Source organism: Pseudonocardia sp. NPDC046786 (genome assembly GCF_040645415.1).
GTDB lineage: Bacteria > Actinomycetota > Actinomycetes > Mycobacteriales > Pseudonocardiaceae > Pseudonocardia > Pseudonocardia kongjuensis.
In genome coordinates, this window is record NZ_JBEYYF010000024.1 from 1 (window position 1) to 12,814 (window position 12,814).

The 12,814-nt window shown below is 74.9% G+C and carries 15 protein-coding genes; 9 read left to right on the plus strand and 6 right to left on the minus strand.

The annotated features are described in order from the left end of the window. Together ABZ881_RS24500 and ABZ881_RS24505 are read left to right on the plus strand one after the other, a co-directional pair. Nucleotides 1-363 (plus strand): hypothetical protein (locus tag ABZ881_RS24500; RefSeq protein ID WP_358487913.1); only part of this gene is annotated, 363 nt, incomplete at its 5' end. Between the two features lie 67 nt (nt 364-430). Then, nucleotides 431-847, plus strand: a complete 417-nt coding sequence (locus ABZ881_RS24505; protein ID WP_358487915.1) for a hypothetical protein — start codon at nt 431-433, stop codon at nt 845-847. Here ABZ881_RS24505 and ABZ881_RS24510 read toward each other — a convergent pair. Then, nucleotides 832-1,122: a DUF1540 domain-containing protein gene (locus tag ABZ881_RS24510; RefSeq protein WP_358487916.1), complete on the minus strand. Its 291-nt coding sequence runs from the start codon at nt 1,120-1,122 to the stop codon at nt 832-834. The two genes, ABZ881_RS24505 and ABZ881_RS24510, sit on opposite strands and share 16 nt — an antisense overlap. A 249-nt stretch (nt 1,123-1,371) precedes the next feature. On the opposite strand from ABZ881_RS24510, the gene ABZ881_RS24515 reads away from it, so the two are divergent. Continuing rightward, nucleotides 1,372-2,178, plus strand: a complete 807-nt coding sequence (locus ABZ881_RS24515) for an SGNH/GDSL hydrolase family protein (protein ID WP_358487917.1) — start codon at nt 1,372-1,374, stop codon at nt 2,176-2,178. Between the two features lie 10 nt (nt 2,179-2,188). On the opposite strand, the gene bla is transcribed toward ABZ881_RS24515, so the two are convergent. Both bla and ABZ881_RS24525 read right to left on the minus strand, forming a co-directional pair. Then, the gene (gene bla / locus ABZ881_RS24520) at nt 2,189-3,079 is read right to left on the minus strand and encodes a class A beta-lactamase (RefSeq protein WP_358487918.1); all 891 of its coding nucleotides are present in this window, start codon (nt 3,077-3,079) and stop codon (nt 2,189-2,191) included. Between the two features lie 46 nt (nt 3,080-3,125). After that, nucleotides 3,126-3,851 carry an SDR family oxidoreductase gene (locus tag ABZ881_RS24525; protein ID WP_358487919.1) on the minus strand — a complete coding sequence of 242 codons (726 nt, stop codon included), beginning with the start codon at nt 3,849-3,851 and terminating at the stop codon, nt 3,126-3,128. 101 nt (nt 3,852-3,952) lie between these two features. Between ABZ881_RS24525 and ABZ881_RS24530 the strand changes: the two genes are divergently transcribed. Next, on the plus strand, nt 3,953-4,765 hold the full coding sequence (locus ABZ881_RS24530; RefSeq protein WP_358487921.1) for a helix-turn-helix transcriptional regulator: 813 nt from the start codon (nt 3,953-3,955) through the stop codon (nt 4,763-4,765). 6 nt (nt 4,766-4,771) lie between these two features. Here ABZ881_RS24530 and ABZ881_RS24535 read toward each other — a convergent pair whose 3' ends face one another. Next, nucleotides 4,772-5,998, minus strand: coding sequence for an amidohydrolase (locus ABZ881_RS24535; RefSeq protein WP_358487922.1), 1,227 nt, complete (start codon nt 5,996-5,998; stop codon nt 4,772-4,774). An 89-nt stretch (nt 5,999-6,087) separates the two neighbouring features. Between ABZ881_RS24535 and ABZ881_RS24540 the strand changes: the two genes are divergently transcribed. From ABZ881_RS24540 to ABZ881_RS24560, 5 genes are all read left to right on the plus strand, one after another. Then, nucleotides 6,088-7,185, plus strand: coding sequence for a serine hydrolase (locus ABZ881_RS24540; RefSeq protein ID WP_358487924.1), 1,098 nt, complete (start codon nt 6,088-6,090; stop codon nt 7,183-7,185). Nucleotides 7,186-7,367: 182 nt separating this feature from the next. Next, nucleotides 7,368-8,447, plus strand: coding sequence for an ABC transporter substrate-binding protein (locus ABZ881_RS24545; protein WP_358487925.1), 1,080 nt, complete (start codon nt 7,368-7,370; stop codon nt 8,445-8,447). After that, nucleotides 8,444-9,271, plus strand: coding sequence for an ABC transporter ATP-binding protein (locus tag ABZ881_RS24550; RefSeq protein WP_344018197.1), 828 nt, complete (start codon nt 8,444-8,446; stop codon nt 9,269-9,271). Before ABZ881_RS24545 ends, ABZ881_RS24550 begins: the two co-directional genes overlap by 4 nt. Then, nucleotides 9,268-10,050 (plus strand): ABC transporter permease subunit, encoded by a 783-nt coding sequence (locus ABZ881_RS24555; protein ID WP_344018195.1) that lies wholly within the window; start codon nt 9,268-9,270, stop codon nt 10,048-10,050. The genes ABZ881_RS24550 and ABZ881_RS24555 overlap by 4 nt, the downstream gene beginning before the upstream one ends. Beyond that, the gene (locus ABZ881_RS24560) at nt 10,047-10,937 is read left to right on the plus strand and encodes an ABC transporter permease subunit (protein ID WP_358487927.1); all 891 of its coding nucleotides are present in this window, start codon (nt 10,047-10,049) and stop codon (nt 10,935-10,937) included. Before ABZ881_RS24555 ends, ABZ881_RS24560 begins: the two co-directional genes overlap by 4 nt. Before the next feature lie 10 nt (nt 10,938-10,947). Here ABZ881_RS24560 and ABZ881_RS24565 read toward each other — a convergent pair whose 3' ends face one another. Together ABZ881_RS24565 and ABZ881_RS24570 are read right to left on the minus strand one after the other, a co-directional pair. Then, nucleotides 10,948-11,781, minus strand: coding sequence for an ABC transporter permease (locus ABZ881_RS24565; RefSeq protein ID WP_358487928.1), 834 nt, complete (start codon nt 11,779-11,781; stop codon nt 10,948-10,950). Then, nucleotides 11,778-12,806 (minus strand): aliphatic sulfonate ABC transporter substrate-binding protein, encoded by a 1,029-nt coding sequence (locus tag ABZ881_RS24570; protein ID WP_358487929.1) that lies wholly within the window; start codon nt 12,804-12,806, stop codon nt 11,778-11,780. Before ABZ881_RS24570 ends, ABZ881_RS24565 begins: the two co-directional genes overlap by 4 nt. Nucleotides 12,807-12,814 lie beyond the last annotated feature (8 nt).

Here is a 12,814-nt window from a genome sequence, read left to right on the forward strand (position 1 = left end):
TCCCCGCAGGGCCGCGCCGTCGCGCTGCGCCGGCTGCCCGCCGCGCTGGTCCGGCTGCGGCACATCTCGGCCCGCGAGGCCGGCGCGGGCGACGCGATGCCCGAGGCCGGTGCGGTGCAGCGCGGCTCGCGGCTCGCCCGCGGCGGCTGGGCCTACCTGCGGAAGAGCCGCGCCGTCCGGCGCACCGGCGGTGCGGTTCCGCCGCTGCTGCTGCCCGAGCGGCCGCGGTCGGTCCCCGGCAACGTCCGGCGGGCCGCCGCGCGGGCGAACGCGGAGCAGGCCGACCGGGTCTCCCGCGCGTCGGTCACCACCATGCCGGGGCCGCGCCCCGCGCCGTCCTCCCGCGAGGCCCAGCCGGCCTGAGGTGGCGACCCTTCACCTCGCCGTGACGAACGGTTAGCCTGGCCTGGGTACCGGTGAGGGAGGGCTCATGTCGCTGCGCCTGCCGACCGGCAGCGTCACCGTGCTGCTCGGTCCGTCCGTGCACCGCCGTCGCACGATGAACCGGCTCGACGACACCACCGGCCGCGATCCGGTCGGCCGGCGCGCCGCCGTGCTGCGCGTCCGGGCCCGCGAGGCGGATCCGGTCGCGGATCGCCTGGCGACCGTCGCGTCGGTGCGGGGCGGGATCGCCGCGGTGGTCCTGGTCGACCGGCTCACCGACGGGCTCGGCTCCCGCGACCGCGGCCGGGTGCTGGCCGCGCTGCGCGGGGTCGCCGCCGACGGGACGGCCGTCCTGGTCGACGACGTCGATCCGGTCGCCGCGCTCGCCGTCGCCGACGGCGCGCTGCGGGTCGACGACCGGGGCGGGATCGAGCCCGAGGAGCTGGCCTACCTCGCCTCGTAGGTGAGGCAGTCCGCGGCGTCGGCGCCCGCGCCGATGTTCACCGACGACGCGGTGCACTCGAGCTTCTCGTTGAACCGGCAGTCCGCGCGGTGGCAGGCCCCGACGAGGCCGTTGCCCCCGGAGCCGCCGCGGAACGAGATCTCCACGAAGGTGCCGCAGTGCGCGTGGTCACCGGAGATGGTGATCGCGCCCGCGTGGCAGCTGTCGTCGGAGTTGTACGAACAGGTCGAGGCGGAGCACTGCTGAACCCGGGGCATCTCCTGAGCGGTCGTCATGACGGTGAGGGTGGACCGGTCCCCGGCTGCCTGCCAGGCAACGGAGGCTGCCCTGACCGGCGGTGCGGTGATCCTCAGATCCCCGTTCCACCTGGGAACGGACGGATCGAAACAGTACTTCACTGTGACGTGTGCCACTGATAGGTGCAGCTGTCCGGGTGACGGGCGCCGACGGTGCGCGGCGCGCCGCAGCACCCCGGCGATCAGCGCCGGGCGGGTGGGGCGGCATGCTCGGACCGGGAGGGGATCGTGGACGACGAGCTGATGTACCGGTTGATCCGCTACGCCGACCTGACCGCGTGGCCGGCCTTCGCCGCGTTCGGGGTGCAGGAGGAGGCGATCGACCGGCTGCTCGCCGGCACCGCCGGCCTGAACCCGGCCGACGTGGCCGGGGTGCGCGACGGGCTCGCGGCGCGGGTGCGCGCCGACGCCGCCGCTCTGCTCACCGAACGGCCGGTCGCGGCCGGACTGCACCGGATGGCGCTGCGCCCCGGCGAGCGGGTCGTCGTCGTCGGCGACTCGATCTCGGCGGACCGGCTGAGCTGGGCCCGGCTGCTCGCCGAGCTGGTGCCGCGGGTGCAGCGGGATGCGTCGGTGGAGGTGCTGGCCCTGTCCGGGCGCACCAGCTCCGAGGCGCTCGCGCTCGGCCCGGTGCTGGTCTCCCGGATGCCGACCCGGGTGCTGGTGCTGCTGGGCAGCAACGACGTCCGGCGGGAGGGCGGCACCACCGGCGTCCGGATGGTGTCGGCGCCGGAGACGGTGCGGAACCTGCGCGCCCTGCGCCTGCTGCTGGAGACCGAGTCCGGCGCCCGCGTCCGGTTCCTGATCCCGCCGCCGGTCGATCCGGCCCGGGTCGGGCTGACCCGCGAGCTCACCGGGGAGTGGTGGGACGCCGCCGACTTCCCCGAGCTGGTCTCCACGGTCCGCGAGGTCGATCCGGACGCGATCGACCTGAGCACCGTCCCGGTCCGCCCGGAGTTCTGGGAGGACGACGGCCTGCACCCCAGCCCGGTCGGCCAGGTCGTGCTGCTGCGCGCCGTGCTGTCCGCCATGTGACCCGCCAGGCTCAGCCGCGCAGCGCCGCCAGCGTCGTGCGGGTGGCCGCGGCGACCGCCGCCTCGCCGCGGTCCGGATCCTCGTCCGGGTCGTCGGGCACGGTGAACACGGTGAGCACCACCGGTGCGCCCTGCGGTGGGAACAGCACGCCCGAGTCGTTGCGCTCGCCGAGCGGCCCGCTGCCGGTCTTGTCCCCGACCTGCCAGCCGGCCGGCACGCCGGCCCGGATCTGCCGGTCACCGGTGGTGTTGGCGCGCAGCCAGCCGAGCAGCCGGTCGCGCTGCGCGCCCGGCAGCGCGTCGCCGGTGGTCAGCACCCGCAGGGTCGCGGCGAGCGCGGCCGGGGTGCTGGTGTCGAGATCGCCGTCGCGCTCGTTCAGCGCGGTCTCGGTACGGTCCGCGCGGGTCACGTCGTCGCCGAGCCCGCGCAGCCAGCCGGTCAGCTCGGCGGGCGGGCCGACCTGGCGCAGCAGCAGGTTCTGCGCGGTGTTGTCGGAGACGGTGACGGCCGCGTCGCACAGCTGCTCCACGGTCAGCCCGGTCGCCAGGTGCCGCTCGGTCACCGGCGCGTACTCCAGCAGGTCGGCCCGGTCCCAGCGGACCGGACGGGCGAGCAGCCCCGGCTCCTGCACCGAGCGGTGCAGCACGAACGCGGCGGTCAGCGCCTTCACCACCGAGCACATCAGGAACCGTTCGCCGTCCCGGTGCCCGACGGCGGCGCCGGTACCGATGTCCAGTGCGTGCACCCCGATCCGCCTGCCGAACTCGCGCTCGAGGTCGGGGAGCCCGGGCACCGGCCCGGTCGGCGCGGGTGCCGGAGGGGCTGCGGTACAGCTGACGATGCCGCCGGCCAGGGCGGTACCCAGGCCGGCGGCGAGCAGCGAACGGCGGGAGAGCGTCACCCGCCCATCGCAGCAGGCCGCAGGCGGGACGGGTGAACCGGCCGCCCTACCGCTGCCGGACCGGCCGCACGACGATCTCGTTGACGTCGACCTCCGCGGGCTGCGACACCGCGTAGGCGACGGCGTCCGCGATCGCCTCCGGCCCGATGGCGTGCGCCCGGTAGGTGGTCATCGCCGCCTGCGCGAGCGGATCGGAGATGCCCTCCGCGAGCTCGGAGGTGACGACGCCGGGGGAGACGGTGGTGACCCGGATCCCGGGCGGGGACTCCTGCCGCAGTCCCTCGGTGATCGCCCAGGCGGCGAACTTGGTGCCGCAGTAGACGGCGGCGGTCGGGCTGACCGCGTACGCGCCGACCGAGGCGACGGTGACCACGTGGCCGCTCCCGGCGCGGGTGAAGTGCGGCAGGACGGCGTCGATCCCGTACAGCAGACCGCGGACGTTCACGTCGATCATCCGGTCCCACTCCTCGACCAGGCCGGCGTCGAGCCGGGACAGCGGCATCACCCCGGCGTTGGCGACGAGCAGGTCGACCCGGTCGTGCCGGGCGACAACGTCGTCCACGGCGGCGCGGACTCCGGCGTGGTCGGTGACGTCCAGCTCGCAGGGCTCGATCCGGCCGGCCGGGGCGGATGCGGCGAGCTCGGCGAGGCGGTCGGCGCGGCGGGCCGCGGCGACGACCGTCGTGCCGTCGGCGGCGAGCCGGGTGGCGACCGCCCGGCCGATCCCGCTGCTGGCTCCGGTCACGATGGCGACGGGGTTCTCGTTCGTCATGGGACCAGCCGACCCCCGCCGCGGCCCGGGCGGCAGGCCGCGCCGATCGGGGGAGCGCCACACCCACCCACCCGCCGCCGTCCCGGGGGATGATCGGTGCCATGACGCCACTCGGCGAGTACCTCCGCGCCCGCCGCGCCCAGGTCACCCCCACCGAGGCCGGTCTGCCCGGCGGCAGCAGGCGCCGGGTCCCCGGGCTGCGCCGCGAGGAGGTCGCGCTGCTCGCCGGGGTGAGCGCCGACTACTACGTCCGGCTGGAGCAGGGGCGGGAGCGGACCCCGTCGGTGCAGGTCCTGGACGCGCTCGCGGACGTCCTGCGGCTCGGCGACGACGCCCGCACCCACCTGCTGCACCTGGCGGGCGCCACGCCCCGCCCGCGCCGCCCCGGCACCCGGGAGCGGGTGGACCCGCAGCTGCGGATGCTGATGGACGGCTGGGACACCCAGCCCGCGATCGTCCTCGGCCGGGCCTACGACGTGCTCGCCGCGAACGCGCTCGGCGACGCCCTGTTCACCGTCGGCTCCAACCTGCTGGTCAGCGTGTTCTGCGATCCGGCGGCGCGAACGTTCCAGCACGACTGGGAGCGCGCCGCACACGCCGTCACCGCCGGGTTCCGGCTGCTGCACGGCGCCGCGCCGGACGATCCGCGGATCCGCGAGGTGCTCGACGAGGTGCTGTCCCGCAGCCCCGAGTTCGCCCGGCTGTGGGCCCGGCACGACGTCCGCGGGAAGACCGCCGAGCCGAAGATCCTGGTGCATCCGCAGGTCGGCGAGCTGGAGCTGCGGATGGAGAGCTTCGACGTGCGCTCCGCACCCGGGCAGCAGCTCGTCGTGTACCACGCCGAACCCGGCTCGCCGACCGCACAGAACCTGGCGCTGCTCGGCACCCTGGTCGCCACCGGCGCCCGGGACTGATCCGGGTCAGGGCACCGGCAGCCACTCCCGGGCCGCGGCGACCAGCGCGGCGACCCCGGTCGACAGCGTCGGCTCGATCACCGGGGCGTAGCGCGGCGAGTGGTTCGACGGCAGCCCGGCGACCCGGGCCCGGATCGCGTCGACGGTCGCGGCGCCCTCGAACGCCGCCGGATCGGCTCCGCCGAGCAGCCAGTAGACGCACGGCGCCCCGGCCGCGACGGCGAACTGGCCGACGTCCTCGCTGCCGGTGACCGGCCCCGGATCGACGACCGGCAGCGGCGTGACCGTCGCCAGCGCGGCCCGGGTGCGCTCGACCGCGGCCGGGTCGTTGACCACCGGCGGGAACGTCTCGACGACCCGGATCTCCGGATCCCGCGGGGCGCCCGCGGTCGCGGCCTCGCCGCGCACGATCCGCTCGATCGAGCCGAGCAGCCGGTCGCGGACGGCGTCGGTGTAGGAGCGCACCGTCAGCCCCAGCTCTGCCGAGTCGGGGATGACGTTCTCCTTCGTCCCGGCCCGCAGCAGCCCGACCGTGAGCACCGCGGTGTCGGTGGCCGCCACCTCCCGGGACACCACCGTGTGCAGCCGGTGCACGGTCGACGCGGCCAGCAGCACCGGGTCCACCGTGGTCTCCGGACGGGACCCGTGCCCGCCGGAGCCGTGCAGCGTCGCCCGGACGGTGTCGCTGCCGGCGAACGCCGGGCCGGGGGTGACGGCGAGCAGCCCGGCGGGCAGCGGCGCGACGTGCTGGCCGAGCACCACGTCCGGGGTGCCGAACCGGGCGTACAGGTCGTCGTCGAGCATCGCCCGTGCGCCGCCGCCGATCTCCTCGGCCGGCTGGAACACCACCAGCAGGGTGCCCGACCAGGTGTCCGGTGTGGACGCCAGCTCGGCCGCCGCCCCGAGCAGGCAGGTGACGTGCATGTCATGACCGCAGGCGTGCGCGACGGCGGTGTCCTCGCCGTCCGGTGTGGTCCCGCGGGCGGTGCTGGCGTAGTCGAGACCGGTGTCCTCGGCGACCGGCAGCGCGTCCATGTCGGCGCGCAGCAGCGCCACCGGGCCGTCGCCGTTGCGCAGCACGCCGACCACCCCGGTCCGGCCGACCTGCTCGGTGACCTCGTACCCGGCCGCGCGCAACCGGCCCGCCGCGATCGCGGCGGTCCGGGTCTCGGCGAACGAGAGCTCCGGATGGCGGTGCAGGTCGCGGTACAGCTCGGCGAGATCGGCGGTCACGGGGCCGGACGCTAGCCGGGTTTCCACCCGTCCGGGGTGCCGCCGCGCTGCTAGGTTCGCCCGGCACGTCCGGCACCGGGGGAGACACGATGTCGCTGAGCCGCCGCACCCTGCTCGGTGCCGCCGCCGTCCTGTTCGGAGCGACCGCCTGCTCGGCGTCCGCAGTCGACCGGATCACCGGCGCGCCGCCCGCCCCGCCGGACCCGGACGACCCGTTCGGCAGCTTCTTCGAGCGGCTGACGGCCGCCCCGCAGGGCTGGTCGCTGCACCTCGACGACGGCCGTGGCGGCGTCCTCGAACACCGCGCCGACGAGCTATCGCCGCTCGCCTCGGCGTCGACCGTGGTGCACCTCGCCGCGTACGCGCGGGCGGTCGCCGCGGGCTTCCCCGCCGACGCGCCGGTCCCGGTCGCCGAGTGGGCGCGCTGGTACGTGCCCGGCACCGACGGCGGTGCCCACCAGCGGGCGCTGGTGACGCTCGGCGCGACCGCGGAGAGCACCGTGACCTGGACCGACGTCGCCGACGCGATGCTGCTGCACGGTGACGTCGCCGCCGCCGACCTGCTCCGCGAGACCTTCGGCGACGACCCGCTGACCGAGGCCGTCGCGGCCGCCGGCCTGCCGGGCCCGGACCTGCCGTGCTTCGCGGGCGAGACCCTGCGCTCCTGGTCGGCGCCGGTCGACCCGGCGACCCGGCGGGCCGACGCGCTGGCCGCCGGGCAGGAGTACGCGGCGTCACCGCAGCGCCGCGCCGAGGTCGCCGACCGGATGGCCGCGGCCGGCGCGGAGACGACCCGGGCGCTCGCCGATCCCGGCTACTGGGCCGGCTCACCCGGCGGCACCGCACGCGGGCTGGCCGCCGCGCACCGGGCCTGCGCGAGCGGCGACCTCGGGGTGCCCGGCGCCGGGCGGGTCGCCCGCGGCCACCTGGAGCGGGTGCCCACCGGGAAGCTCCCGGACGGCGCAGGCGCGGTCGGGGTGACCGAAGGCAGCCTGCCCGGGGTGCTCGCCGCCGGCCTCTACCAGCGGCACGATGACGGCACCGTCGCGACCGCGGCGCTGCTGCTCACCGGGCCGGTGCTGGACCCGGACGGGACGGACGCCCGGTCCCGGACCGCGGTGGCGGCGTCGCTGCGGGCGCTGCGCTCGCCGCAGACGTGGGACCGGTTCGCGGCGCTCGCCGGGTGAGCGCGGGCGGCCGGCGGCCACCGACTGGTTGATCTGGCTGTTACCGCGCGGCAACCGGCAATCGCACGCGAATTCCTAGATTCGGCGGATCGTCGGTGTCGGGGGACCGGACGGGGTGGGGGAGTCGACCACGCCTGCGGTCGGCCGACGATCCGTCGTCGCCGTCGTCAGGAGCACCGTCCATGCGTTCCGCACGCCCCTACACCCCGTCCCGCCGGGACGTCCTCCGCCTCGCCGGGATCGGCGCCGGTCTCGGCGCGGCCGGCCTGGTTCTCGGCGCCTGTGGCTCCGGTGGGTCCGAGCCGGCCGAGGCCGCGGCCGGCGAGTTCGGGGACATCGCGATCCAGCTGTCCTGGATCAAGAACATCGAGTTCGGCGGCGAGTACATGGCCGACTCCCGCGGCTACTACACCGAGGCGGGCTTCTCGAACGTCGAGCTGGTCAGCGGCCCGGTGGACAGCGCCGACGCGCTCGTGCTGGCCGGCAACGTCGACATCGGCATCACCGCCCCGGACGCCACCGCCCGGTTCATCACCGAGCAGGGCGCCCCGCTGAAGGTCATCGGCAGCACCTTCCAGCGCAACCCGTTCTGCATCCTGTCGCTGGAGGACGGCACCCCGATCCGCACCCTGGCCGATCTCGCGGGCAAGCGCATCGGCATCCAGGCCGGCACCAACCAGCAGATCTTCGCCGGGCTGCTCGCCGCCAACGACATCGACCCGTCGACGATCGAGCAGGTCGTCGTCCAGTACGAGCCGGCCCCGCTGGTGGAGGGCACCGTCGACGGCTTCATGGCGTTCCTGACCAACGAGCCGTTCCTGGTCGCCGCCGACGGGCACACGCCGGTCACGCTGTCGTTCGCCGACAACGGCCTGCCGCTGACGTCTGAGGTGTTCACCGTGCTGCAGGAGACCATCGACGAGCGCCGGGACATGCTCAAGGCGTTCCTGAAGGCCGAGATCCGCGGCTGGACCGACGCCGTCGCGGAGCCCGGGGAGTCCGCCCGGCTGGCCGTCGAGGTGTACGGCGCCGATCTCGGCCTGGACATTCCCGGGCAGACCGAGCAGGCGATCGCGCAGAACGACCTGATCGTCACCGACGACACCCGGGCCAACGGGCTGTTCACCTCCACCCCGGAGGCGCTGGAGCGGACGATCGGCGCGATCGGCGACATGGGCATCTCGATCACCGCCGAGGAGCTGTTCGACCTGTCGCTCCTCGACGAGGTCTACGCCGAGAACCCGGACCTGGTCACGGCATGACCGAGACGGCAGCCGGCCGGATCGCCACGACCGACCCGGCGGCCCATCCGGCCGCCGCGACCGGGATCAACATCCGGGGCCTGACCAGGACGTTCAGCATGGGGCGGCAGTCGGTGCAGGCGCTGTCCGAGGTGGACCTGGGCACCGCGCAGAACTCGTTCCTGTCGCTGCTCGGGCCGTCCGGCTGCGGCAAGTCGACGATCCTGCGGATCCTGGCCGGGCTGGACACGCCGTCGTCCGGGGAGGCGTTGATCAACGGCAGGTCCACCCGGGAGATCCAGCGTGACCACGAGCTCGGCATCGCCTTCCAGGAGGCGGCGCTGCTGCCGTGGCGCAGCGTCACGGCGAACATCGCGCTGCCGCTGGAGGTCGCCGGGATCACCCCGGAGAAGGGCCTGATCGACGGCCTGGTGGAGCTGGTCGGGCTCACCGGGTTCGAGAAGGCGAAGCCGGCGCAGCTCTCCGGCGGGATGCGGCAGCGGGTCGCGATCGCCCGCTGCCTGGTCGTGCAGCCCACCGTGATGCTGCTCGACGAGCCGTTCGGGGCGCTGGACGACATGACCCGCCAGCGATTGAACGTGGAGCTGCTGCGGATCTGGACCGAGCGCCCGGCGACCACCCTGATGGTCACCCACGGCATCTCGGAGGCGGTGTTCCTGTCCGACGTCGTCGCCGTGATGAGCGCCCGGCCCGGCCGGATCGTCGAGGTCGTCGAGATCGACCTGCCGCGCCCCCGGGCGCCGCAGCTGACCCGCACGCCGGAGTTCCACGGCTACGTCGACCGGCTCTCGGAGATCCTGTTCGGCGGAGGTGCGGCGGAGTGAACGCCCGCGTCGGCGGCGCGATCGGGGTGCTGGTCATCCTCGGCGTGTGGTGGCTCGCGTCGGTCACCCTGTTCACCGGGAGCGGCACCATCCCGACCCCGGGCGCCGTGCTGGCCGAGATGCTCTCGCCGCAGCGGTGGGCCTCGACGCTGCGCAACTCGGTGTCCACGGTGACCGCGGCGACCCAGGGCTACCTGCTCGGCAACGGGCTGGCGGTGCTGCTCGCCGTCGTCGTGATCCTGGTGCCGCGGTTCGAGCCGCTGGCCCACCAGATCGCGATCGTCACCTACTGCATCCCGCCGGTCGCGATCGGCCCGGTGATCGTCATCGTGGCCGGCCGGGACGCGCCGTCCGGGGCGTCGGTGGTGCTCGCCGCACTGCTCTGCTTCTTCACCACGGTGGTCGGCTGCCTGGTCGGGCTGCGCGCCGCCCCGCGGGCCGGGCTGGACCTGGTGCGCGCCTACGGCGGCTCGTCCTGGACGGTGCTGCGCAAGGTGCAGCTGATCTCCGCGCTGCCCAGCCTGTTCGCCGCGCTGAAGATCGCCGCGCCGTCGGCGTTCCTCGGCGCGATCCTCGCCGAGTACCTGGGCAGCGGCGGCGAGCAGACCCTGGGGCGCGCGCTGATCGCCGCCCAGACCCAGGCCGACGCGCCGCTGCTCTGGTACCTCGCCCTGGTCAGCGGCCTGTTCTCCGGGGTCGCCTACCTGCTCGTCGGGCTGGTCGCGCGGGTCGTGACACCGTGGTCCTCGGGCACCGACGTCATGGCAGGTGCCCGGTGACGGCCGTCCTCGCCGCCGGGACCACGACCGGCGCCGGGCTCGGATCGGTGGCCGCCGCGGTGGCCCGCCGGGCCGCCAGGGCCGCGCTCACCGTCGCCGTCGCGCTGGTCGCGCTGGTGATCCTGTGGACCGTGCTGCTGTGGGTGTTCGACGTGCCCTCGTTCGTCGGCAAGCCGCCCTGGGAGGTGCTGCAGTACCTGTTCGCCGAGGACCCGGCGCGCGGGGTGCGGCCGGCGTCGCTGTCCGCGGCCGACGCCCGCGCGCAGAGCTTCGGGGCGCTGTGGGTGACGCTGGGCAACGCCGCGCTCGGCTTCGTCGCCGGGATGGGGCTGGCCACCGTCACCGCCGTGTTGTTCGTGCTGTTCCGGCCGTTCGAGCTGGCGTTCATGCCGATCGCGATGCTGCTGCGGTCGGTGCCGCTGGTCGCGATGGCGCCGCTGCTGCTGCTGATCTTCGGGCAGGGCCCGCTCGGGATCGCGGTGATCGCCGCGATCGTGGTGCTGTTCCCGGTGCTGGTGAACGTGGTGCTCGGGCTGAACTCGGTGCCCGCGCAGACGGTCGACCTGATCCGGGTCAACGGCGGATCGGCGTGGACGGTGATGGTCAAGGCGCGCCTGCCCTCGGCGCTGCCGCAGCTGCTCGCGTCCGCCCGGATCTCGGTGCCGGGCGCGATCGTCGGCGCGATGCTGGCCGAGTGGCTGTCCGGGTTCGTCGGGATGGGCGGGGTGCTGTCCGGGTACAACGGCTCCGGCAACTACGGCGGCGTCTGGACGATCGTGGCGCTCGCGGTGCTGGTGTCGATCGTGCTCTACGAGGTGATGACCGTCGTGGAGACCGCGGCGCTGGCGAGCTGGGGGCCGGACGCGGGGCGGCCGCCGCAGGGGTGACGCGGCCGGCTCACGTCCAGCGCCGCAGCAGCGCCCGCTCCGCCACCCCCAGCACGGCGTCGGTGAGCTTCCCGAGCAGCGCGAGCAGCACGATCGCCAGCAGCAGGATGTCGGTGCGCCCGGTGTTCTGACTGTCGATCAGCAGGAAGCCCAGCCCGATCGACGACGCGATCAGCTCCGCCGCGACCAGGAACAGCCAGCCCTGGGCGAGGCCGAGGCGCAGCCCGGACAGCGCGGGCGGCGCGATCGCGGGCAGCTGGACCTGCAGGAACAGCCGCAGGCCCGAGCGTCCGTAGGCCCGGCCGACCTCGACCAGCCTGCTGTCGACGTGCTCCAGCGCGGCCGCGATCGTGGTGTAGACGGGGAAGAACGCGCCGATCGCGACCAGGGTGATCTTGGGTGTCTCGCCGATCCCCAGCCACAGCAGCAGCAACGGGACCCAGGCCAGCGACGGCACCGCCCGCACGGCCTGGATGGTGGGTGCCAGGAACGACCGGGCCCGCGCCGAGAGCCCGACGATCCCGCCGAGCACCAGGCCGGCGCCGGCGCCCGCGGCGAACCCGAGCACCACCCGCTGCACGCTGATCGCGATGTGCTGCCACAGCTCGCCGCGCCCGGCGAGCTCGCCGAGCGCGGCGACCACGTCGAGCGGGGCGGGCAGCTGGGCCGGGGAGAACCGGCCCGACGCGGCCAGCAGGTGCCAGCCGATCACCAGCAGGACCGGCAGCACGAGTCCCGCACCGAGACCGGCCAGGAGCCGGCGGCGCCGGGCGCCGCGCACCCGCCCGGACGGCCGGGCGGCCGGTTCCGTGCGCTGCGCCCCGGGGGTCTCGGTGACGGTCACGACCCGGCCGTCCCGTCGGACCGGGTGCCGGCCGCCTCCTGCGCGAACCGCGGCTCGAACAGGGTGTCCAGGGCGGTGCGGGCATCGTCCTCGGAGCGGACCAGGCCCTCCGAGACCAGGATCGGGACCAGCCGCTCCAGCACCTCGCGCTGCGCGTCGCCGGGCACCGGGTCGATGTCGATCTGGGTGCGCTCCAGCAGCTGCTTGCGGGCCACCTCGGGGCTGATGCTGGCGGCCTCGGCCAGGGTGGCGACGGCCTCCTCGGGGTTCTCCACGATCCACGCCCTGGCCCGCTCGTAGGCCCGGACGACGACGGCGGCGGTCTCCGGGTCGCGCTCCAGGAACGACTCGTTGGCGTTGAGCAGCCCGTAGGAGTTGAAGTCGAGGTTGCGGTAGATCAGCGTCGATCCGGCGTCCAGTTCGGACTGGGCCATGAACGGGTCGAGCCCGGCCCAGGCGTCCACGTCGCCGCGCTCCAGCGCGGTCCGGCCGTCTGAGTGCTGCAGGTTCACGATCTCCACGTCGGCCCGGTCGAGCCCGGCCCCGGCGAGCGTCTGTACCAGGAAGAAGTACGGGTCGGTGCCCTGGGTGACGGCGATCTTCGTGCCGCGCAGCCCTGCCGGGTCGGTGATCGGCGAGCCCTGCGGCACGACGATCGCGGACCACTCCGGCCTGCTGTAGACGTCGATCGACTTGATCGGCGAGCCGTTCGCCCTGGCGAGCAGCGCCGGGGTGCCGGCCGTCGATCCGATGTCGACGACGCCGGCCCGCAGGTTCTCGTTCGCCTTGTTGCTGCCCTGCGACAGCACCCACTCGACCGAGTCCTGGCCGAGCTCCTCCTCCAGCCAGCCCTGCTTCTTGATCACCAGGCTCTCGGGGTTGTAGTAGGCGTAGTCCAGGCTGACCCGGGTGTCGCGGGTGTCGTCGGCGGCGACGGTGCCGTCGGAGTTCTCGCCGGCGGCGCAGCCGGCGAGAACGAGCAACGAGGCGACGAGCAGGACGACGGGGCGGGTGAGTCGACGCACGGGGATGC